The sequence below is a fragment of the Corynebacterium sp. NPDC104732 genome (genome assembly GCF_055583565.1).
This window is the reverse complement of sequence record NZ_JBVJNS010000015.1, coordinates 1-18,359: the sequence shown is the minus strand read 5'-3', so window position 1 is coordinate 18,359 and position 18,359 is coordinate 1. Positions and strand designations below refer to the sequence as shown.

Annotated in this window: 18 protein-coding genes and 1 pseudogene; 13 read left to right on the top strand and 6 right to left on the bottom strand. The window is 57.4% G+C overall.

What is annotated here, in order from left to right:
• Positions 1–86: 86 nt before the first annotated feature.
• The 8 genes from ACZ6ZO_RS10255 to ACZ6ZO_RS10220 all read left to right on the top strand — a co-directional run bounded on the left by ACZ6ZO_RS10255 (position 87) and on the right by ACZ6ZO_RS10220 (position 7,464).
• Positions 87–1,469, top strand: a complete 1,383-nt coding sequence (locus tag ACZ6ZO_RS10255; protein WP_465292418.1) for an anaerobic C4-dicarboxylate transporter — start codon at positions 87–89, stop codon at positions 1,467–1,469.
• Positions 1,470–1,533: 64 nt separating this feature from the next.
• On the top strand, positions 1,534–1,983 hold the full coding sequence (locus ACZ6ZO_RS10250) for a PH domain-containing protein (RefSeq protein WP_465292416.1): 450 nt from the start codon (positions 1,534–1,536) through the stop codon (positions 1,981–1,983).
• Positions 1,980–3,305 carry a PH domain-containing protein gene (locus tag ACZ6ZO_RS10245; protein ID WP_465292414.1) on the top strand — a complete coding sequence of 442 codons (1,326 nt, stop codon included), beginning with the start codon at positions 1,980–1,982 and terminating at the stop codon, positions 3,303–3,305. The genes ACZ6ZO_RS10250 and ACZ6ZO_RS10245 overlap by 4 nt, the downstream gene beginning before the upstream one ends.
• Positions 3,306–3,380: 75 nt before the next feature.
• The gene (locus ACZ6ZO_RS10240) at positions 3,381–4,475 is read left to right on the top strand and encodes a metal ABC transporter substrate-binding protein (RefSeq protein ID WP_208768743.1); all 1,095 of its coding nucleotides are present in this window, start codon (positions 3,381–3,383) and stop codon (positions 4,473–4,475) included.
• Positions 4,475–5,158: a metal ABC transporter ATP-binding protein gene (locus ACZ6ZO_RS10235; protein ID WP_465292412.1), complete on the top strand. Its 684-nt coding sequence runs from the start codon at positions 4,475–4,477 to the stop codon at positions 5,156–5,158. The genes ACZ6ZO_RS10240 and ACZ6ZO_RS10235 overlap by 1 nt, the downstream gene beginning before the upstream one ends.
• Positions 5,146–5,973, top strand: a complete 828-nt coding sequence (locus tag ACZ6ZO_RS10230) for a metal ABC transporter permease (RefSeq protein WP_182386856.1) — start codon at positions 5,146–5,148, stop codon at positions 5,971–5,973. The genes ACZ6ZO_RS10235 and ACZ6ZO_RS10230 overlap by 13 nt, the downstream gene beginning before the upstream one ends.
• A complete protein-coding gene (locus tag ACZ6ZO_RS10225; RefSeq protein ID WP_465292409.1) occupies positions 5,970–6,794 on the top strand; it encodes a metal ABC transporter permease in 825 nt (274 codons plus the stop codon). Before ACZ6ZO_RS10230 ends, ACZ6ZO_RS10225 begins: the two co-directional genes overlap by 4 nt.
• Positions 6,781–7,464, top strand: a complete 684-nt coding sequence (locus ACZ6ZO_RS10220; protein WP_208768747.1) for a metal-dependent transcriptional regulator — start codon at positions 6,781–6,783, stop codon at positions 7,462–7,464. Before ACZ6ZO_RS10225 ends, ACZ6ZO_RS10220 begins: the two co-directional genes overlap by 14 nt.
• Here the strand turns inward: ACZ6ZO_RS10220 and ACZ6ZO_RS10215 are convergent.
• Positions 7,444–7,914, bottom strand: coding sequence for a tRNA (cytidine(34)-2'-O)-methyltransferase (locus tag ACZ6ZO_RS10215; protein ID WP_182387354.1), 471 nt, complete (start codon positions 7,912–7,914; stop codon positions 7,444–7,446). The two genes, ACZ6ZO_RS10220 and ACZ6ZO_RS10215, sit on opposite strands and share 21 nt — an antisense overlap.
• Positions 7,915–7,963: 49 nt before the next feature.
• Here ACZ6ZO_RS10215 and ACZ6ZO_RS10210 point away from each other — a divergent pair, with 49 nt between their 5' ends.
• On the top strand, positions 7,964–8,815 hold the full coding sequence (locus ACZ6ZO_RS10210; protein ID WP_208769121.1) for a bifunctional methylenetetrahydrofolate dehydrogenase/methenyltetrahydrofolate cyclohydrolase: 852 nt from the start codon (positions 7,964–7,966) through the stop codon (positions 8,813–8,815).
• Positions 8,816–8,835: 20 nt separating this feature from the next.
• Positions 8,836–9,153: a DUF3017 domain-containing protein gene (locus tag ACZ6ZO_RS10205; RefSeq protein ID WP_182386852.1), complete on the top strand. Its 318-nt coding sequence runs from the start codon at positions 8,836–8,838 to the stop codon at positions 9,151–9,153.
• Here the strand turns inward: ACZ6ZO_RS10205 and metX are convergent.
• Positions 9,150–10,202, bottom strand: a complete 1,053-nt coding sequence (gene metX / locus ACZ6ZO_RS10200; RefSeq protein WP_182386851.1) for a homoserine O-acetyltransferase MetX — start codon at positions 10,200–10,202, stop codon at positions 9,150–9,152. The two genes, ACZ6ZO_RS10205 and metX, sit on opposite strands and share 4 nt — an antisense overlap.
• 1 nt (position 10,203) lies before the next feature.
• Complete coding sequence (locus ACZ6ZO_RS10195) at positions 10,204–11,517, bottom strand: O-acetylhomoserine/O-acetylserine sulfhydrylase (RefSeq protein WP_465292405.1); 1,314 nt, start codon at positions 11,515–11,517, stop codon at positions 10,204–10,206.
• A gap of 332 nt (positions 11,518–11,849) precedes the next feature.
• Between ACZ6ZO_RS10195 and ACZ6ZO_RS10190 the strand changes: the two genes are divergently transcribed.
• Together ACZ6ZO_RS10190 and ACZ6ZO_RS10185 are read left to right on the top strand one after the other, a co-directional pair.
• Positions 11,850–14,123: a carbon starvation CstA family protein gene (locus tag ACZ6ZO_RS10190; protein ID WP_465292403.1), complete on the top strand. Its 2,274-nt coding sequence runs from the start codon at positions 11,850–11,852 to the stop codon at positions 14,121–14,123.
• On the top strand, positions 14,110–14,289 hold the full coding sequence (locus ACZ6ZO_RS10185; protein WP_465292401.1) for a YbdD/YjiX family protein: 180 nt from the start codon (positions 14,110–14,112) through the stop codon (positions 14,287–14,289). The genes ACZ6ZO_RS10190 and ACZ6ZO_RS10185 overlap by 14 nt, the downstream gene beginning before the upstream one ends.
• Before the next feature lie 147 nt (positions 14,290–14,436).
• On the opposite strand, the gene ACZ6ZO_RS10180 is transcribed toward ACZ6ZO_RS10185, so the two are convergent.
• Entirely contained in the window at positions 14,437–15,600 is a 1,164-nt protein-coding gene (locus ACZ6ZO_RS10180; RefSeq protein ID WP_465292399.1) for a saccharopine dehydrogenase family protein, read from the bottom strand.
• Between the two features lie 105 nt (positions 15,601–15,705).
• Here ACZ6ZO_RS10180 and ACZ6ZO_RS10175 point away from each other — a divergent pair, with 105 nt between their 5' ends.
• Entirely contained in the window at positions 15,706–16,173 is a 468-nt protein-coding gene (locus tag ACZ6ZO_RS10175) for a hypothetical protein (protein ID WP_465292461.1), read from the top strand.
• Between the two features lie 86 nt (positions 16,174–16,259).
• Here the strand turns inward: ACZ6ZO_RS10175 and ACZ6ZO_RS10170 are convergent.
• Positions 16,260–16,511 (bottom strand): annotated as a pseudogene (locus tag ACZ6ZO_RS10170) (hypothetical protein); the annotation flags it as partial.
• On the bottom strand, positions 16,502–17,776 hold the full coding sequence (locus tag ACZ6ZO_RS10165) for an MFS transporter (RefSeq protein WP_465292397.1): 1,275 nt from the start codon (positions 17,774–17,776) through the stop codon (positions 16,502–16,504). The pseudogene ACZ6ZO_RS10170 and the gene ACZ6ZO_RS10165, both read right to left, overlap by 10 nt.
• Between the last annotated feature and the right edge of the window lie 583 nt (positions 17,777–18,359).

Genomic DNA, 18,359 nt, shown 5'->3' with positions numbered 1-18,359 from the left:
AATCTCAGTGAATATTGGCTTTTCTCACACAAAAGTTTGGTTTTACCTTTGAATTATTCTGTTAACCGAACTGAAAGGGGAGATACGTGCTAGCCACGATTCTCGACCCCACATCGGCAATCGCCATTGTGCTCCAGATTGCTGTTGTACTTTTCTGTCTGCTTCTCGGTACTCGTTACGGCGGTATTGGCCTAGGCCTCATCTCCGGATTCGGTTTGCTGCTCATGGTGTTCCTGTTTGGTCTACAACCAGGAAAGCCTCCAGTAGATGTGATGCTCACGATCATTGCTGTGATCGGATGTGCGTCTACCTTGCAGCAAGCCGGTGGCCTCGACGTCATGATGCAATACGCGGAGAAGTTCCTGCGTAAAAAGCCAGAAATGATCACAATCCTCGCGCCCATCACCACGTGGTTCCTCACATTGCTGTGTGGCACCGGGCATGTGGTGTACACGATGTTCCCGATCATTGAGGATATTGCGATCAAGAAGGGGATTCGCCCGGAACGTCCGATGGCGGTTGCATCTACTTCTTCACAGATGGGTATCACCGCTTCCCCGGTGTCGGTGGCTACCGTGTCTCTGGCCTCGATTCTTGCTGAGAATGCCGGGATCATCGATAAGGCTTACTCCATCCCTCAGATCCTGATGGTTGCGATCCCCGCTTCGTTTTCTGGTGTTATTTTGGCGGCACTCTGGTCGATACGTCGCGGTAAGGATCTAGATAAGGACGAGCAATTCCAGGAACGAATGAAGGACCCCGAGTTCAAGGAAATGGTCTACGCATCTTCTGAAACCTTGATCGGCAAAGTCTTTCCAAAGGAATCGTTCCGCGCCATGTGGATTTTCTTCGTGGCGATTGTGGTTGTGGTCATCCTCGGTGCTTTCGAGGAGCTTCGTCCAGTATTTGAGGGGAAGAAGGGGATGCAGCCGCTTTCCATGAACCTGGTCATCCAGATGGTTATGCTCGTTGCGGGCGCTGCAATTTTGCTGTTCTGTAAGGCCGAAGCAGGAAAGATTTCCAGCACGGCTGTGTTCAAGGCTGGAATGACCGCTGTATTTTCCGTGTTTGGTGTTGCTTGGATGGCTGACACCTTCTTCCAAACCCATATTGATGCACTCAAGGACAGCCTTGGCGGTGTCGTCGAATCCGCCCCGTGGGCTTACGCATTGGTCCTGCTCATTGTGTCCAAGTTGGTCAACTCTCAGGCCGCTGCTCTCGTCGCGATTGCGCCGATCGGCTTGCAGTTGGGCGTAGCTCCCGAGCTCATCGTTGGTTTCTACGGCGCGGCGTACGGCTATTTCATTCTGCCAACCTACCCATCTGATCTGGCTTGCATCGGATTCGATAAGACTGGTACTACCCGCATCGGCAAGTTTGTCATCAACCACTCGTTCATCATCCCGGGCTTCATCTCGGTGATTACATCGTGCGTGGTCGGTGCTGCGCTCGCTTCCGTGCTGTTATAACGACCGTGCTGGGGATCCTTAGCCGTCGAGCGGATGGAGGATCCCTTCAGGTACAACTAGAGGCATGAATCCTGCTTCTTCTCGTCTTACTCAGGTCCGGTTGCTGGGGGCGCTTCCGTGGCCTGCGTTAGCTGCTGTTGCTTTCGCGGTGTTCGGCACGTTGTTTAGCCCGTGGTTTTTCGTGGGTACCGCGATTCTTGTGCTGGTGATCGGGTGGCTTTCGTGGCTCATCCCGGCGCAGGTGAGGAATCTGGGTTGGCAGGAAACTGACGATGATTTGTTGCTGACTAAGGGGAAGTTGTGGCACACGTTTACCGTGGTGCCATATGGCCGGATCCAGTTTGTGGATGTCAAGGCCGGGCCGATCGAGCGACTATTTGGTCTTAAGCATGTGCTGTTGCACACCGCGTCGTCGACGAGTGATGCGACGGTCCGGGGTTTGGAATCCGCGACGGCGGATGAACTTCGCCAGCGCCTGGCCGAGCGAGCCCGCGAGAGGATGAGCGGCCTGTGACTGATTTTTGCCCGGTACATCGTGCGACACCGCTGCTGAAGTTCTGGACTGCTATTCTTGCGTTCTTTGCCATTGCTATCGCCAACCTCAATGGGTCGGCGCTCCTGGGAATCTCGGCGTTTCTCACTGGTGAGATGCAGCATCTGCTCTGGTTGTTGGCTGCCGTTGCTGGTTTTGCCTTGCTCTGCGCCGTGGTGTGGTGGGGATCCGGTCTGTGGTGGAAGGCGATGGGCTACCGACTGGACGCGGAAGAAGTACAGGTGAAACATGGTGTGCTGTCCACTAATCTGCGGACGGCGCGCTTTGACCGGATTCAAGCGGTGGATGTGGTTGAGCCGGTTATCGCCCGGATTTTCCGGGTGGCGAAGGTGAGAATTGAAACCGCAGGTGGGCAAGGATCGGCGCTGGAAATTCTGTACCTGAGTAAACCGGAGGCGGAGCGGGTGCGCTCCGAAATCCTGTCACGGATCTCCACAACGCCACTGGCAGAGGAACCGCAGGCTGCTGAATTCATCCCGACCATCCCGATTCAGCACAGCATCATCGCTGCAGCGCTTCACCCCGCCACCGTCTTGCTACTCATCGCGCTGCCGTTGCTCGCTGTGCCGGGCGCCGCCGGCGCCGCGTTGCCGTTACTGGCGGCTGCCGGGCCGTGGCTGTGGAATGTCGTTGATAGCAGCTGGCGGTTTACCGGCACGCTTCACGACGCCACACTCAACGTCACCTATGGCCTCGCCGATAAGCGGAAGCAGACGATCCCGCTTGGCCGTATCCACGGCGTCAAGGTAGTGCAACCGATCTTGTGGCGTCGGTTCGGTTGGTGGAAGGTCATGATCTCGGTGGCTGGTTATGGGGCTGCTGACAAACAATCAGGAACCACCACGGTGCTGCCGGTAGGGAGCCGGGAGTTAGCTCTGAAGGTGGCGGCCACATTGGGGCCGGCGACGGGGGAGGAGCTGGATGGCGTCGTGAAGCCCGAGGCGGCTGAGCGTCCGCAGTACCGCAGTCCCCGGCGTGCCCGCTGGGTGTCGCCGATCGATTGGAAGCAACAAGCAGTGACGGTGCTGGGGGAGCGTGCCGTGGTGATCCATGCCGGCCGGTTCAGTCATCGGATGAGCATGGTCGCACCGGAGCATATTCAAGAGTTATCCCTGGTGAGGGGGCCTATCGCTCAGGTGTTAGGGATCGCGACGCTGCGGTTGGATATGGTGCCGGGGCCGGTGATGATGTCCGCGCAGCAGCTAGCAGTGAGCGACGCTACTGAATTGTTGGATCAGCTCCGACACCGGAAGCTGCCAGAACTGTATAGTTCAACTACTTGAACTTAAGGATTCAATGTCGTTAGTCTGGGAGGGTGGTCGCAACAGGTGCGATCAGCCCTGGAAGGAAAAACGACAATGAGAAAAACAGCTGGCTTAGCTGTCCTGGCGGCAGGATGCCTGCTCACCGCATGTACCCCCGGCACCGCAGATGGTGATGATGCACTGCAACTCGTCGCCACCACCACCCAAATCTGTGACTATGTCACGCACATTGCCGAGCAGCAGCCAGACTCTGAGATCGTCTTGGAGAAAACCGATTCCCAAGGCAAGAAGCATGCTCCGGACGGCGCAAAGCCTACGGTCAAACTCAACTGCCTGCTTGCGCCGAACGCGTCAGCGCACGATCATGAGATGACGCCGCAGCAAATGAAGGCCATGTCTGACGCTGACCTGCTACTCACTAACGGCGTAGACCTCGAGCACTTCCTAGACAGCGCTATTGATTCTTCCGGATTCAAAGGCAGCATGGTCGTCACCTCTGGCGTCCCGAACACTGGCGCAGAAGCTGGAAAATTCACCATTGACGCCGGCGACAACAAAGCAGATGTTGCTCCCTGGCCTTTCGATCCAGAACCCGGCGAAGAAGCAGAGTTCACCCACGATCCGCACATTTGGACCAGCCCTAGTGGCGCAATTGTGCAAGTACGCAACATCGGAGCCGCGCTAGCGAAGGCTGATGCCGACCACGCTGCTGACTGGGAAAAGCGAACCGACCACTACGTGCAGCAACTGACCGCGCTTGACACCTGGGCGAAGGACAGCTTCGACTCCGTGCCACAGGATAAGCGCGTGCTGTTTACGTCCCACGACGCCTTCGGCTACCTTTCCCGTGACTTTGGTATTGACTTCATTGGCGCGGCGCTGTCGGACTTTAACGCCCAGCAAGACGCTACCCACCAGCACATCGAAGAAGCCGTTGAACAGGTCAAACAGTCCCATGCAACGGTGATCTTCGCGGAAAACTCCAACAACTCGAAGTCGATTGAAGCCGTGGGACGCGCCGCAGGCGTTCGGATCATCACTGGCGAAGATGCACTCTACGGTGACTCGCTCGGCCCAGAGGGCAGCGAAGGTGAGACTTACACGGGATCGATCATCCACAATGTCCGTACCCTCGTCGAAGCATGGGGTGGCACGGTCAAGCCACTACCTGAGGAACTGCGCGACTAATGCTTCGGTTACGTAACGCCAGCTTCGGGTACGGTTCAGAGCCGATTGTCAGCGAACTGAACTTCGCTGTGCAACCCGGCACTGCACTTGCCGTGATCGGACCCAACGGGGCAGGAAAAACCACTCTTCTGAAAGGCCTGCTGGGCGAGGCCCACTTGCTAACAGGCCAGGTGGAATCTGAGACTACCGCGGTGGGGTATGTTCCCCAAACCACCCAATTTGATGCCACGTTCCCCATCAGCGCCGGCAATGTGGTGAAGATGGGCTGCTACGCGGCAGAACGCAAACTGCTGTGGCGCCCCACTGCCAAAACAAAGGCCAAGGTGGCAGCTGCGTTGGAGACCGTCGGGCTGGCGGACCGGGCAAACATCCGATTCGGGGAGTTATCTGGTGGCCAGCGACAACGAGTCTTGTTGGCGCGGGCCTTGGTAGGAAATCCGCAGCTAGTGCTCCTCGACGAGCCCTTCAACGGGCTCGATCCAGACAGCCGCACGGTGCTGTTGGATATCGTCTCTGATCTGAAGAAGCAAGGCGTTGCAGTCATTGCGACGACCCACGATCTGGGACTGGCGCGCGCCGTGTGCGATAACACTTTGGTTGTTGCAGGTTCCCAGCGTAACTTTGGTGCTACTTTGGATGTCATCGGAAATGCGAGCGCAGGGGAGATCCTGTGCAGCAACTGATGATGGTGCTCAGTACCAGCTACCTGCTCAGGCCGTTAATCATGCTGGTCATCTTGAGTGTCTGCGCTGGGATCGTGGGGACGGTGGTCAATCTGCGCGCTGGGGAATTCCGGGCGGAAGCCATGGTGCACGCCGTGTTCCCCGGCATCGTCGGCGGTTTTGTGGCAGGTGGCACGGATTCTATCGCGTGGGGAGCGAGCGTGGCTGCCCTGGCAACGGCGGTGGCGCTCACCACGGGTGCGAAGAACCACAACGACGTAGCCACCGCCGTTGTTCTTACCTCTTTCTATTCCTTCGGCATCGTGATGTCCCTGTATTTTGCGGATAAATCGGGTCAGCTGGAGGCCCTGATGTTTGGGCGCGTATTGGAGATGAGCACGGCTCGGATGTGGCAGTCGGTGGTGATTGCCGCTATGGGTGCGGTGTTAGTGGCTGCGACCTGGCGGGACCAAATCATTCTCGCGTTTGATGCTGCGAGTGCAAAATCCCTTGGGGTGAAGGTATGGCGTACCGATTTCGCTCTGAATTTGGGGATCGCCGCAGTTGTGGTCGCTGGCGCGGCAGTGGTGGGAGTGCTGCTGGTCATCGGCTTTGTGGTGGTCCCCGCGGTGACCGCGCGCCTGTGCGCACGAGGGCCGGTAAGCATGGCGGTGATCGCTGCGCTCGTTGCGGTGGCTGGTAGCGTGCTCGGGTTTTGGGCGATGCTGCTAGAGACTTCCCGCCCCATCTCACCGCAAGCTGCTATTACGCTGGCCATGCTCGCGGTGTTTGCCGTCGTTGTTACTGCAACGGAGTTGAGGAGGGCGGTCAAGTGATCTCCGTGCTGCCGATCGTGGAAGTCACGGTTCTAGGAGCGGCTACGGCCGCGGTTGGGGCCCTGGCCACCATGCACCGCAAGGTTTTTTTCGCGGAAGCCATCACGCACGCGACGTTCCCTGGCGCAGTGCTCGGGGTAGTGATTAGCGCGACTGTCCTGCCGCAGCTCAGCACGTACGGGCAGTCCCTCTGCCTGTTCCTGGGCGGATTTCTCATGTGCATTCCGCTGTCGGCGTTGATGCGCCGTCTGGCGCAGGTTCCGGGGATTAGCTCGCCCGCGGCTGCGGGAATCGTGCTGACATTTGGCTTCGGCTTGGGTTACTTCCTAGCCAAATGGTTTCAGCCGCTCCCGATCAGGGTGGACACCTTCCTCACCGGCTCAGCGCTGACTGTGAACAGGGCAGATGTGACCGCCGCGGGGTTGCTGCTCATTGTGGTGGCCGTGGCGTGCGCGTTGGTGTGGTGGCCGCTGGTGTTTCGGGCATTCGACCCGGGCGTCGTGAAGCATGGTGGCACGCTTATCGACGCCCTCGTACTCTTCCTCATTTGCCTCGCAGTCACAGTTGCCATTCCTGCTGTAGGCACTATCGTGCCGATCGCGCTGCTGGCGGCGCCGGCGGGTGTCGGTTGGGCACTGGCGCGGGCGCCGGGAACTTTCGTGCTTATTTCCGTGATTACGGGGGTGCTCATGGGGCTCATCGGGCTGACCGTCGGCGTGATGGGGGGTATTTCCGTGGGTGGTGCCATCGCGCTGACCGGCGGGCTGCTGTACGCAATCGCCAGATCGGCTGCCCTATTATGGAGGAATGCACGTCTCTGACCTGCCGGTGAAAACTCAGGATTATCTGAAACTGATTTGGGACATCTCTGAGCGCACCGGCCACCACGCCACGCTGAGCGAGATCGCTACCGCGCTCGACCAGCGCGCCTCAACCACCTCTGAAGCGATTAAACGCCTTGCTGCCCAGGATTTGGTATATCACCAGCCCTACGGCGGAATCTCGCTCACCCAAACCGGCCGAAAGTATGCCCTGGCGATGGCCCGCCGCCACCGGCTCTTGGAGACCTTCTTGGTGCATTCGCTGGGCTACCAGTGGGACGAAGTGCATGAGGAAGCAGACTCACTGGAACACGCTGTGTCTGAAAAGTTCCTCGCCCGCATCGATGACATCCTGGGCCACCCCACGCACGACCCGCACGGCGATCCAATCCCAACCGCCACTGGTGACATCGAGGACCTTGGGGTGCGGCACCTCGGGCAGCTGGAGCCAGGTGCCGTGGCAGTGGTGTCCCGAATCCACGACGGCGACCCAGCACTGCTGCGCTACCTTGACCAGCATGGGATCGTGCCGGGCGCGCAGGTGAGCCTTGGGGAACGAGGTTTTGGGGGCATGCAGATAGTGCAAGTAGCGGGTAATGAGGTCGCGCTCGCAGACATCGCCCTCACCGCAATCACCATCGCCGACGGCTCAGGCTCCGGGGAATCCTAACTGGCGCCAGGCCTCGTACGCGGCCACAGCAGCCGCATTGGAAAGGTTCATAGAGCGCCGACCAGGCAACATCGGAATCCGGAGCTGCTCGGTGATCCGCGGGTGGCTCAGGGCGGCGTCGCTCAGCCCCGTCGGCTCGGTGCCGAAGAGCAGCACATCGCCGGGCTGATAGTCCACCGCGGTGTAGCTGGTGGTAGCCCGCGCTGAAAACGCAAAGACGCGCGCGCCGGGCAGAGAGTCGAGGGCGTCCTGCAGGCTGTCATGCAGCTTAACGACGGCCAGATCATGGTAATCCAGGCCCGCGCGTCGCAGATTCTTTTCCTCCAAATTGAACCCGAGCGGCCCCGCCAGATGGAGTGTCGCGCCAGTCCCCGCGCACATGCGGATGGCATTGCCGGTATTGGGTGGGATAACCGGTTGGTCGAAGATGATGTGCGCAAAAGGACTCATGACTGACCAATCTAGTCGCAGGTACCGGGATCCGTGGAATAATGGCCCCATGACTGCTACCAAGCTTGATGGAAATTTGTACCGGGATGAGATTTTCGCAGACCTAGCCCACCGTGTGGCTGCGCTGAAGGAAAAGGGCATTACCCCAGGGCTAGCAACCGTGCTGGTGGGAGATGACCCGGCCTCGCACTCCTACGTGAAAATGAAGCACCGCGACTGCGAACAAATCGGGGTGCGTTCCATCCGGAAGGATCTGCCAGGGGACATTTCCCAAGAAGAGCTGCTGCAGGTCATCGATGAGCTGAACAACGACCCAGAGTGCACGGGATACATCGTGCAGCTCCCACTGCCGAAGCACCTGGATGAAAACGCGGTGCTCGCGGCCATTGACCCGGCAAAGGACGCCGACGGCTTGCACCCGGTGAATCTGGGCAAACTGGTTCTGAACGAGCCCGCCCCACTGCCATGCACCCCCAACGGCGCGATTTCTTTGCTGCGCCGCTTCGGCGTGGAACTTAACGGCGCGAAGGTCGTGGTGATTGGCCGTGGCGTGACCGTGGGACGCCCGATCGGCCTCATGCTCACACGCCGTAGCGAGAACGCAACCGTCACCCTCTGCCACACCGGCACCAAGGACCTAGCTGCGGAAACCCGCGAGGCCGACGTCATCGTAGCCGCCGCCGGCCAGCCACACATGCTGACGGCAGACATGGTCAAGCCCGGAGCGGCCATCCTGGATGTGGGAGTATCCCGTAAGGACGGCAAACTGCTCGGCGACGTACACCCCGACGTCTGGGACGTCGCAGGTTTCGTTTCTCCGAACCCAGGCGGCGTGGGCCCGCTGACCCGCGCGTTCCTGGTCCGCAATGTGGTGGAACGCGCAGAACAGGCAGCGCAGTAGCATTGCCTTCCCAGCCGCCGATGAACCTACTGGCTAATCCGCACGACGCGGATTTACCAGCATCCAAAGTCCCCCGGAACCTACAACTGGCCGGGGTAGTGCTGTTTGGCCTAGCCATCGTGACCGCCGCAGTGCTGTCTTTGACGGAGCACTGGCGCCGTTCCACGTTTGCCTTCGGCGTGGCCATGATATGGCTCGCCGTGCTACGGCTCACGTGTGATTCTCGATCCCTCGGCGTTCTGGCGGTGCGCTCACGACGCTTCGATGCTGCCTTTTCGACGCTCCTCGGCGCCATCATGGTATTCCTCGCAGTATCGGTGGACGCCCTCGGTAGTTAGGACCGTGCCAGCCGGAAGAATCGCCGCGTCAGTTGATCGAGCTGGCGCGTTTCCGTGAGGAACGCATCATGGCCTACCGGGGAGACAATCTTCCCCATCCCCAGGAGGTTTCCGAGGTTACGGGATAGGTGCTCCTGCTGGTGATAAGGGTACAAAATGTCCGTGTCTACGCCCACGACGAAGGTCGGAACCTTGATATTGGCCAATGCCCGGTTCAGGCCTCCGCGCCCGCGGCCGATGTCGTGGCGGTTGAGAGCCTCGGTGAGGATCACGTAGCTGCCAGGATCAAACCGTTCTGCGAGTTTGCGGGCCTGGTGATCAAGATAGCTTTCCACGGCGAAACGCTGGTCTCGGCGTCGGAAAGCGCCGCGCGGGTTTTCGCCGTCCTGCGCGTCAGCGCCGAACCGCTCGTCGATCTCCAGCTCGCCGCGGTACGTCAAATGGGCCAGCTTGCGAGCCGTGCCCATGCCAGTGATCGGGCCGGGGCCAAGTTCGTAGAAATCCCCGCCGTGCCACTCGGGATCCTTCTCAATCGATGTGATCTGCTGCGCCTGAATACCAATCTGCCAGGCGCTCGCGCGGGCGGACACCGCCAGGATCAGAGCGGCACCCACCTGGTCGGGGTACATCGCGCACCACTCCAACGCGCGGGCGCCACCCATAGAACCACCGATCACGGCGGTGAACTTCTCCAGGCCCAACGCCGTCAGAGCAGCGTGCTCCGCGCTGACCTGGTCGCGGATGGAAATCGCGGGGAAACGAGACCCCCAAAAACCACCCTCCGGGTGAGGGGATGACGGGCCCGTCGTGCCCCTGCAGCCACCCAGTACATTGGTGCACACCACGAAATACTCATCGGTATCGATGGCACGGCCAGGGCCCACGAGCCCCTCCCACCAGGTGGCAGCATCAGAGTCACCGGTCAGGGCGTGCTCGACCAAGACGACGTTGTCGCCCTGGTTCTCGCCCCACGTTTGGTACGCGATGGTGACATCGGCGATGACTGCGCCGGCTTCAGTGGTGAAATCACCAATGGAAACAAAATGCATATTAGATGGCCTCAAAACCTCGGTTCAGGTCAGCAATGATATCGGCGATATCTTCAATGCCGACGGATAGTCGGATTGTAGCTTGTGCGATACCTGCTCGTTTCAAACCGGCCTCATCAGACTGGGAATGCGTGGTGGTGGCCGGGTGCACCACCAGGGAACGAACATCGCCGACGTTCGCGAGGTTCGAGTGCAGCTTCAGGGCGTCGATAAAGCGCCAAGCCTCCTCGCGGCCACCCCTGATGTCGAAGGACAGCACAGAGCCGGTGTATTTTGCGCCGATCTTCTCCTTCGTAGCGTAGAACGGGGAATCCTCCAAACCGGCGTAGTTCACCGACGCGACCTTCTCATGCTCAGACAAGAAACGTGCGACTGCCAGGGCATTTTCGTTGTGGCGCTCCACACGCAAGCTGAGGGTATCCAGGCCCTGCGCCGTGATCCACGCATTTAGCGGGGAAGGAGCGGCACCGGTATCGCGCAGCACGCCGACGCGCGCCTTCAGCCCAAACGCTGGAGCACCAAGGTCAGCGTACTTCAGTCCGTGATATGCCGGGTCCGGAGTAACGAACTGTGGGAACACAGGCTTGCCGTTGCGCTCAACAGTCCAGTCGAAGGTGCCACCGTCAACGAGCACACCACCCAGGCCAGAGCCGTTGCCGGTGTAGAACTTGGTAAGCGATGCCACCACGATATCGGCGCCCAGCTCCAGCGGGCGAACCAGGGCAGCGGTGGCCAGGGTGTTATCCACGATCAGTGGCACGCTGTTGCGGTGAGCTACCTCAGCTACAGCAGGGATGTCCAGCACATCGGCGATTGGGTTGCCGAAGGTCTCCCCGTAGAAAGCAACGGTGTTGTCCTGCACCGCGGCTTGCCAGGACTCGGGATCCTCTGGGTTTTCCACGAAGGTGGTCTCGATACCAAGGCGCTTCAGCGTGACCTGGAACATCGTCTCGGTGCCGCCGTAGAGACGAGGGGAGGAAACGATGTGGCTGCCAGCCTCAGCCAGGTTCAGGATCGCAGCGGTTTCTGCAGCCATTCCGGAAGCGAACAACACCGCGTGGACGCCGCCCTCCAGGTCCGCGATTCGGCTTTCCACGGCGGCGACAGTCGGATTGGTCAGTCGGGAATAGACCGGTCCGGCATCAGAGAGATCGAAACGCTGCGAGGCGTGCTCTGCGGAATCAAACACATATGAGGATGTGAGGTAAATCGGCAGGTTACGCGCGCCCGTGTCGGAATCAACCGGTTGTGCAGCGTGGATTGCGCGGGTGTTGAATCCCCACTCTGAGGTGTTGGAGTTGTCGTATTTAGGCATTGTTTGTCCTTTCCGTGTTAGCTTCGTTATCAATGTAGCGGACAGCTTAGTCTATGTAAACCGCTTGGTCTATTTATGTGAGTAATTGCAGGTAGTGGAGGTGAATTAAATAGACCTCTTGGTCTTGGTGGGGTTGGCTTGGGTGGTGACTCCTAGGGGCGTGCTTGGGTAGTTTTTTCGGGAAGCTCGGGAAGCGTTTCCTGGGAATGTGGTGCAAAGGGCGGGGTGTTTCATTGCATATGAACGAAACTATTGTGACGCAAGTTGAAAAAAGATAACTTTGGGACGTAAGTGTCAAAATCATATGTGCTAACAGAAAGGGAACCGATGCGATGACTGCGGTAACTAGCAAGCTCAATGCCCCCGACGGTGTTGAATTCATCCATTCGGACGCCATCGATCTGCCGGTTGGCGTTGTTGACAATCGAAATCCGAGCTGGAAAACCAAAATCTTTCTTGTCATCGTCGCCCTGATGGCAGCAGCAGGCTGGGGCGTCGTAGCTTTTCATCGTGGGGAAACCATCAATGCGGTTTGGCTAGTGCTCGCAGCGGTGGGGTCTTACATCATTGCTTTCACCTTCTATGCGCGTTTGGTGGAATACCAGATTGTGCGCCCGAAGGACTCGCGTGCTACTCCCGCCGAATATCACAATGATGGCAAAGACTTCATGCCCACTGACCGCCGCGTTCTATTTGGACACCACTTCGCAGCCATTGCAGGTGCTGGGCCGTTGGTCGGGCCAGTTATGGCTGCCCAGATGGGGTATCTGCCTGGGACGTTGTGGATCGTTGTCGGTGTGATTCTTGCCGGTGCGGTCCAGGATTATTTGGTGCTGTGGGCGTCGACAAGGCGCGGCGGCCGCTCCCTGGGGCAGATGGTCAAGGACGAAGTCGGCTCCGTCGGTGGCGCCGCCGGTATCCTGGCCGTCATTTCCATCATGATCATCATCATCGCCGTGCTTGCGCTGGTGGTGGTGAATGCGTTGGCGGAATCACCGTGGGGTGTGTTCTCCATCGCGATGACAATCCCGATCGCACTGTTCATGGGTGTTTACCTGCGCTACATCCGGCCTGGCCGGGTCATGGAGGTATCCGTCATCGGTGTGGTGTTACTGCTGCTGTCCATCGTTGCAGGTGGCTGGGTCGCGGACACGTCCTGGGGTGTGGAGTGGTTCACGCTTTCCAAAGTCACCCTCGCGTGGGCGTTGATTGCTTACGGCGTCATTGCTGCGATCCTTCCGGTATGGCTGTTGCTAGCGCCACGTGACTACCTCTCCACCTTCATGAAGGTCGGTGTGATCGCGATGCTGGCTGTGGGCATCCTCATTGACCGCCCTGAAGTGCACATGCCTGCGATCACAGAGTTCGCCAAGAACGGTCAAGGACCCGTGTTTGCGGGTAACCTCTTCCCATTCCTGTTCATCACCATTGCTTGTGGTGCACTGTCTGGATTCCATGCGCTGATCTCCTCAGGAACCACTCCGAAACTGGTCGAGAAAGAATCGCAGATGCGCATGATCGGCTACGGCGGCATGCTCATGGAATCTTTCGTCGCGATCATGGCATTGATCACCGCCGTGATTTTGGACCGCCATCTCTACTTCGCAATGAACGCCCCCGCAGCTCTTACCGGTGCAAATCCAGAGACCGCAGCAGCCTTTGTCAACAGCTTGAACCTGCCTGGAGTTGGACTTACTCCAGAACAACTCACGGCCGCCGCACAATCGGTAGGCGAACACACCATCATCTCCCGCACCGGTGGCGCACCGACGCTGGCCTTCGGCATGTCGCAAATTCTCACCGACATCTTCGGCCACCCAGAGATGCAAGCATTCTGGTACCACTTCGCCATCATGTTTGAGGCATTGTTTATCCTCACCACCGTCGATGCCGGAACCCGCGTGGCGCGTTTCATGATGACCGACACCCTGGCCAACGTGCCAGGACTAAAGAAGTTCCGTGACCCAGAATGGACCCTCGGTCACTGGATCTCCACCGTCTTCGTCTGTGCGCTCTGGGGTGCCATCCTTCTCATGGGTGTCACCGACCCGCTCGGTGGCATCAACGTGCTGTTCCCGCTGTTCGGCATCGCTAACCAGCTCCTGGCTGCCATCGCGCTATCACTAGTTTTGGTAATCGTGGTGAAGAAGGGATACCTCAAGTGGGCATGGATTCCCGGAATTCCGATGTTCTGGGATCTGATCGTGACTATGTACGCCTCCTGGCAGAAAATCTTCTCCAGCAACCCCAAGATTGGTTACTTTGCCCAGCACAACCGCTTTGCGGACGCCAAGGCTCAGGGGCTTACCCAATTTGGCACGGCGAAGACAGTTGAAGAAATCGATGCAGTCATCCGCAACACAATGATCCAAGGCGTGCTGTCGATTCTCTTTGCGGTCCTGACGCTCGCAGTAGTGATTGCTGCTCTGGTGGCATGCGCACGCGCACTGGCGGCCCAGCAGCGTGGCGAGCAGACCCCAACTACCGAGGACGAGGAAGTTCCATCAGCGTACTTCGCACCACGCTCAATGGTGGCAACCGACGTAGAGAAGCAACTTGAAGAGCTCTGGGCAGAACAAAGGCCGGTGGCCCATGCGCATCATTAAAGCCGTGTGGTGGTGGCTCGGAGAGATCGTAGGAGAAAACGAGTACGCCAAATACGCGGCTCACCTAAGGCACCATCACCCAGACCGACCGATCCCCTCTGAGCGGGAATATTTCCGGCAACGCTACGCAGAAAAGGCCGCAAACCCAGGCGCGCGGTGCTGCTGAGCGGTGAGTCAGTTCTTAGTTACTTGAAACCCGGGAAGCATTTCCCGGGTTTCGCGGGCTGAAAAGCCAAATAGCACATGTGCGGCAGGTTGTGGCGCCGAGACCCGGGAAACGCTTCCCGGGGATATGGCCCATAACCGAGCCAGCCTAGCTAAAATACATCCCGCCAGCTCGGAGCGCTTCCAGGTAGGGCTCCCCAAGACCGGTGGCAGGGGTTAGTACGCCGGTTTCCTCAGGCAACCCGGCGGGGGAGGTGGCTAGGACAACGGCGGCCACGCCGAGCATCATTGCGGTGACTTTATATCCGGGGTCCCCTTCGGCGCTGACTCGTGCGGAATGGTAGGAGCCGTCGAGGGCTTGGCCGTGATGGGTGATGGTGAATCCGCCGTCGTCAAGCTTGGCGGGCCCTTCACCCGGCTCCGGCACCACGGCGGAGAGCGGTTTACGCAGCTTGTCCACCATGATGGCGGAGAAGGCCGCGCCGACCGCGCCGAGGAGCGCCTTCGCTTTGAGCTTGCCAGTCAGCCCTTCGCCGGTAGGGGCGACTTCGCTGTAGCGTAGCGCCCGCCCATAGCGGTAGCCGCTGAGCGTGTTGGAGCGGCGCACGACGCGGGTGTTGAACATCGACATGAAGAAGGGGCCAGCCCACTGTTTGATGAGCGGGATGTAGCGGGCCACAAAATCGGGCTGTTCGCCGAGGTCTGGTTCCTTCGTATGATCTGGTGACAGGGTGTAGGGGCTGTGCAAAATTGCGCCGCCTTTTGGCATGCGTTTCGCGTCGCGGCTCACCTCGCGCATCGAGTCGACGGTGCCGCCCGACAGTCCGCCCTGCAGCTTATCGACGCTCATCACCACCTCACTAAATTCCTTACGGCCACTCTTGAGCCACAGATGGAACATGCCCATGTCGCTAGGGACGGAATCGAAACCGCAGGAATGCACAATTTTGGCATCCGTCTTTCCGTGCCAACGATCAATCACACGGCGAATGAAGAGCGCTTCGCCGCAAAGGTCCACGTAGTGAGTGTCGTTTTCCGCACACGCATCAACGAGGAAATCGCCGTAGCGGGTGTAGGGGCCCACGGTGGAGATGATCACTTTCGTTTTCTTCGCGAGGTCATCCAACTCCGACTTGTTAGCTGCATCAGCCTTCAGGAGAGGGAAGGGGAGCTGCAAAGCCTGCAGCTTTGCCCAGTTACGCCCCGCGAGCGCGATCTTAAGGTCACCGTGTTCGCGCGCTAAATACTGAGCAGTGAGCTTGCCGACGAAACTAGTTGCACCAAAAACAATGATGTCAAAATCACGAGTCATGGTGCCCTAGTCTAGCGATGGCGACAAAACAACAACTTTTTATTAGTCAAATATTAAGGTATCGTTAAGGAATGTAGTTCAGATGTTACCAGTCGGGGAGTTAAAGTGATTTCCGCAATATTGGAGCAGCCTGCCGTAGCAAAACGGATTTTCCTAGGTTTAGGCTGGCTGGGAGTGCTAAGTGAGGCACTATTTATCCTCGGAGCCTACCTCTCCGGATCCTTTGGTGATGGCGCCATTGTCATGACCCCGTATCTCAGCTTCGTTTCTCCGCTGAGTCTTTCTAGCTTCCTTCTCTCAGGTTTCTTACTCTCGTGGTGGTTGGCGAACCGTCGCGCAGGTGTGCCCTGCTACCGGCAGATGATCCCGGTGTCCGCGGGGCATGCGGTATGCGTTAGCGTCATTGCGCTGTGGGGATTGTCTATGATCCTGACCCGCAACAGCGTCGGATTCCTTGGATTCATCGTGTTTGCCCCGCTGGTGGGCGAAACGGCTGTACTCACTGGCCTTTTGGTAGTGGCGGCCCGGGGTGTGCGCGCCCGGCCACAGTATTGCGGACCGGTATGTAGCTGAGTGCGGTTGTCGGCCCGTGTGCTGAATTTAGCGTACGGATGGGATGTTGCACTGACCCCTAGAATGCGCCGGTGATTGGTTGGCTCATCCAGGAGGTATAAATCTGCTGGCGTTGCTATACAATCGGTGATCTGAAGCCTGCGAAGATAACCCATCGATAAAGTCGACGCTTGAACGTCTAGGTATCCAGCTTCAATTACGTTTGAATCAAGTACTGTGTTTAATCTTTCTCCAACTTCCGTTTGACTAATTAAGCAGTGCATAGTCGGTGATGCTGGAATGGTCGTTGTAGAACTGTGTTTGAGCCTTTGGTAGATGACCTTGGGACTTACTCGCATACGGGGAGTAAATTGAACTCGGATGCTTTAGGTAGTGTGCGCAGGACCGAACTTGTCGCTATCAAGCAGGAGATAACCGAGCACAGAGCACATAACGCCATGCTTGCCTGAAAACCAATTGTGGCGAGAAATATACCCGCGCTGGCGGAAGCGATGATTGGTAGCAATCCCATCATTAGACGCGCTCCTGCCGAGCATTTTCCTATTTTTTCGGGAGGCGCTGATAACGCAAGTAGTCCTCCGGAGTATGAGTTGCATGCAATGGATGGAACTACGATGAAAAGTGCTGCGACTGCGATGAGTGCCCAATACTGGGAAAATCCGAGAAGCAACAGATACCACAGTAGTTCCCAAAGCATAGTTGCTCGGATAATGTTTCTTCCTGGAAATTGCTTGATGAGGCGGTCTTGAAGAAGTCCTCCAGCAATCATTCCAATAGTAAACATGGTTGAGGTTAGGCCGATTATCCAACCATCAAATTTGAGGTATGCCAGCCATAGGTCAATGGACGCGATGAGGAAAAAGTTGGCGAAGTTGGAGAAGATATCGATGCTGAAAATTGTTCGAAGCATCGGATATTTCCAAATCCAAGTCAAAGAATATTTGCTATCGGACCAGAATTCTCTAAACGAATACCGTTGCTCGCTGTTTGACTTCCCCAGGTCCATACTGAAAGTTCTTGAAGCATAAAGCGGACCCAACCCAGACAAGGTTTGTACAACAAAGGGAATAACCGGGGCTAGACCGTAGAGAAATCCTCCTAAAGGTAGTCCGACCATCCAGATAATGTTGTCTCGAGTTTGGTTACGGCCTTGCGCTTGAACAAGCAAAGTCTCGGGAATGATGAATCTCAAAATGGCGTTGGTTAGGCCTCCAAACGCGCCTGTAATCATTCCCGCAAACAGGCTAAAGAAGAACAAAAGTATGAAAGTGAATTTGCTCAAGTAAAGTAGCAGCGAGAAGGTTGACCAAATAGCAATTTGGCTCAGCCCGTAGAAGAGAAGTAACTTCTTTTTGTTGAAACGATCAATGATCATGCCGGCCGGGATCGTCATGATCATCGAGCCGGCCGAACTTGCGGCTCCAATCACTCCCGCTTGACTTAGGCTTCCAGTGAGGTGGTAGCTCGCAAGTGAAATAGGAATGGCCACGAGGGATGCCCCCAAGGCGCTTGCTGTATCGGCGAAGAACCAACGTAGATAGTCAGGATGATTCTTGCGTACGGTGGTCCAAAATTTTTGATAAGAAGTCTTATAATCCTGCATCGTGTCTCTCAATGTTTGACAACCGTGGCTGAAAGCTCATGCACGCAGCATGAACCCAGCATCGGATTTCCGAAGTGGGCAATTCTCACGGGTCAAATTCTTGACCCGCCACAACTTGCGGTGTGTCAAATGGGATTTATTGATGCAGTAATGTGAACATGATGTGCTCCAGGTACTATGCCTTTAATCTCGGATCAGTGCCTCTAGACTTCCCCGCAATAAGCTTACTAATTCTCTTGGGGTAGGCGCTTGCTCTTTAAGAACTGGATGGAGACCATAATAGGTGGTCCCTCGTTCATCACTAATGATTTCGAAATCTATGGCCTTAATCTCTAGTTTGTTGTTGATGAGAATGTTCGAGGGAGATACGTCTATCCACCGTACGTCTGAGTTTGCGATGGTTTTGATAAGGGACTCTACCTTTGAACAGATAATGTCGAGGCATTCTGTGCTTAAATTCTTAGCGAATTCTTGAAGAGGCACAAACCGGCTCATCCGGATCTGGAGTGCGTAATTAGCGGGAAGTGATATGTCGGGGTGGCACAACATATAGGGGCCCTGGCCGGTACAAGATGAGAGTTAC

What these genes read in the sequence shown, in the direction of transcription:
- ACZ6ZO_RS10185 (WP_465292401.1), top strand. Translation starts at nt 14,110, where the DNA reads ATGCGCATCATTAAAGCCGTGTGGTGGTGGCTCGGAGAGATCGTAGGA.
- ACZ6ZO_RS10215 (WP_182387354.1), bottom strand. Translation starts at nt 7,914, where the DNA reads ATGAGTCCTTTTGCGCACATCATCTTCGACCAACCGGTTATCCCACCC.
- ACZ6ZO_RS10205 (WP_182386852.1), top strand. Translation starts at nt 8,836, where the DNA reads ATGAACCTACTGGCTAATCCGCACGACGCGGATTTACCAGCATCCAAA.
- ACZ6ZO_RS10250 (WP_465292416.1), top strand. Translation starts at nt 1,534, where the DNA reads ATGAATCCTGCTTCTTCTCGTCTTACTCAGGTCCGGTTGCTGGGGGCG.
- ACZ6ZO_RS10180 (WP_465292399.1), bottom strand. Translation starts at nt 15,600, where the DNA reads ATGACTCGTGATTTTGACATCATTGTTTTTGGTGCAACTAGTTTCGTC.
- ACZ6ZO_RS10235 (WP_465292412.1), top strand. Translation starts at nt 4,475, where the DNA reads ATGCTTCGGTTACGTAACGCCAGCTTCGGGTACGGTTCAGAGCCGATT.
- ACZ6ZO_RS10195 (WP_465292405.1), bottom strand. Translation starts at nt 11,517, where the DNA reads ATGCCTAAATACGACAACTCCAACACCTCAGAGTGGGGATTCAACACC.
- ACZ6ZO_RS10210 (WP_208769121.1), top strand. Translation starts at nt 7,964, where the DNA reads ATGACTGCTACCAAGCTTGATGGAAATTTGTACCGGGATGAGATTTTC.
- ACZ6ZO_RS10190 (WP_465292403.1), top strand. Translation starts at nt 11,850, where the DNA reads ATGACTGCGGTAACTAGCAAGCTCAATGCCCCCGACGGTGTTGAATTC.
- ACZ6ZO_RS10240 (WP_208768743.1), top strand. Translation starts at nt 3,381, where the DNA reads ATGAGAAAAACAGCTGGCTTAGCTGTCCTGGCGGCAGGATGCCTGCTC.
- ACZ6ZO_RS10220 (WP_208768747.1), top strand. Translation starts at nt 6,781, where the DNA reads ATGCACGTCTCTGACCTGCCGGTGAAAACTCAGGATTATCTGAAACTG.
- metX (WP_182386851.1), bottom strand. Translation starts at nt 10,202, where the DNA reads ATGCATTTTGTTTCCATTGGTGATTTCACCACTGAAGCCGGCGCAGTC.
- ACZ6ZO_RS10165 (WP_465292397.1), bottom strand. Translation starts at nt 17,776, where the DNA reads ATGCAGGATTATAAGACTTCTTATCAAAAATTTTGGACCACCGTACGC.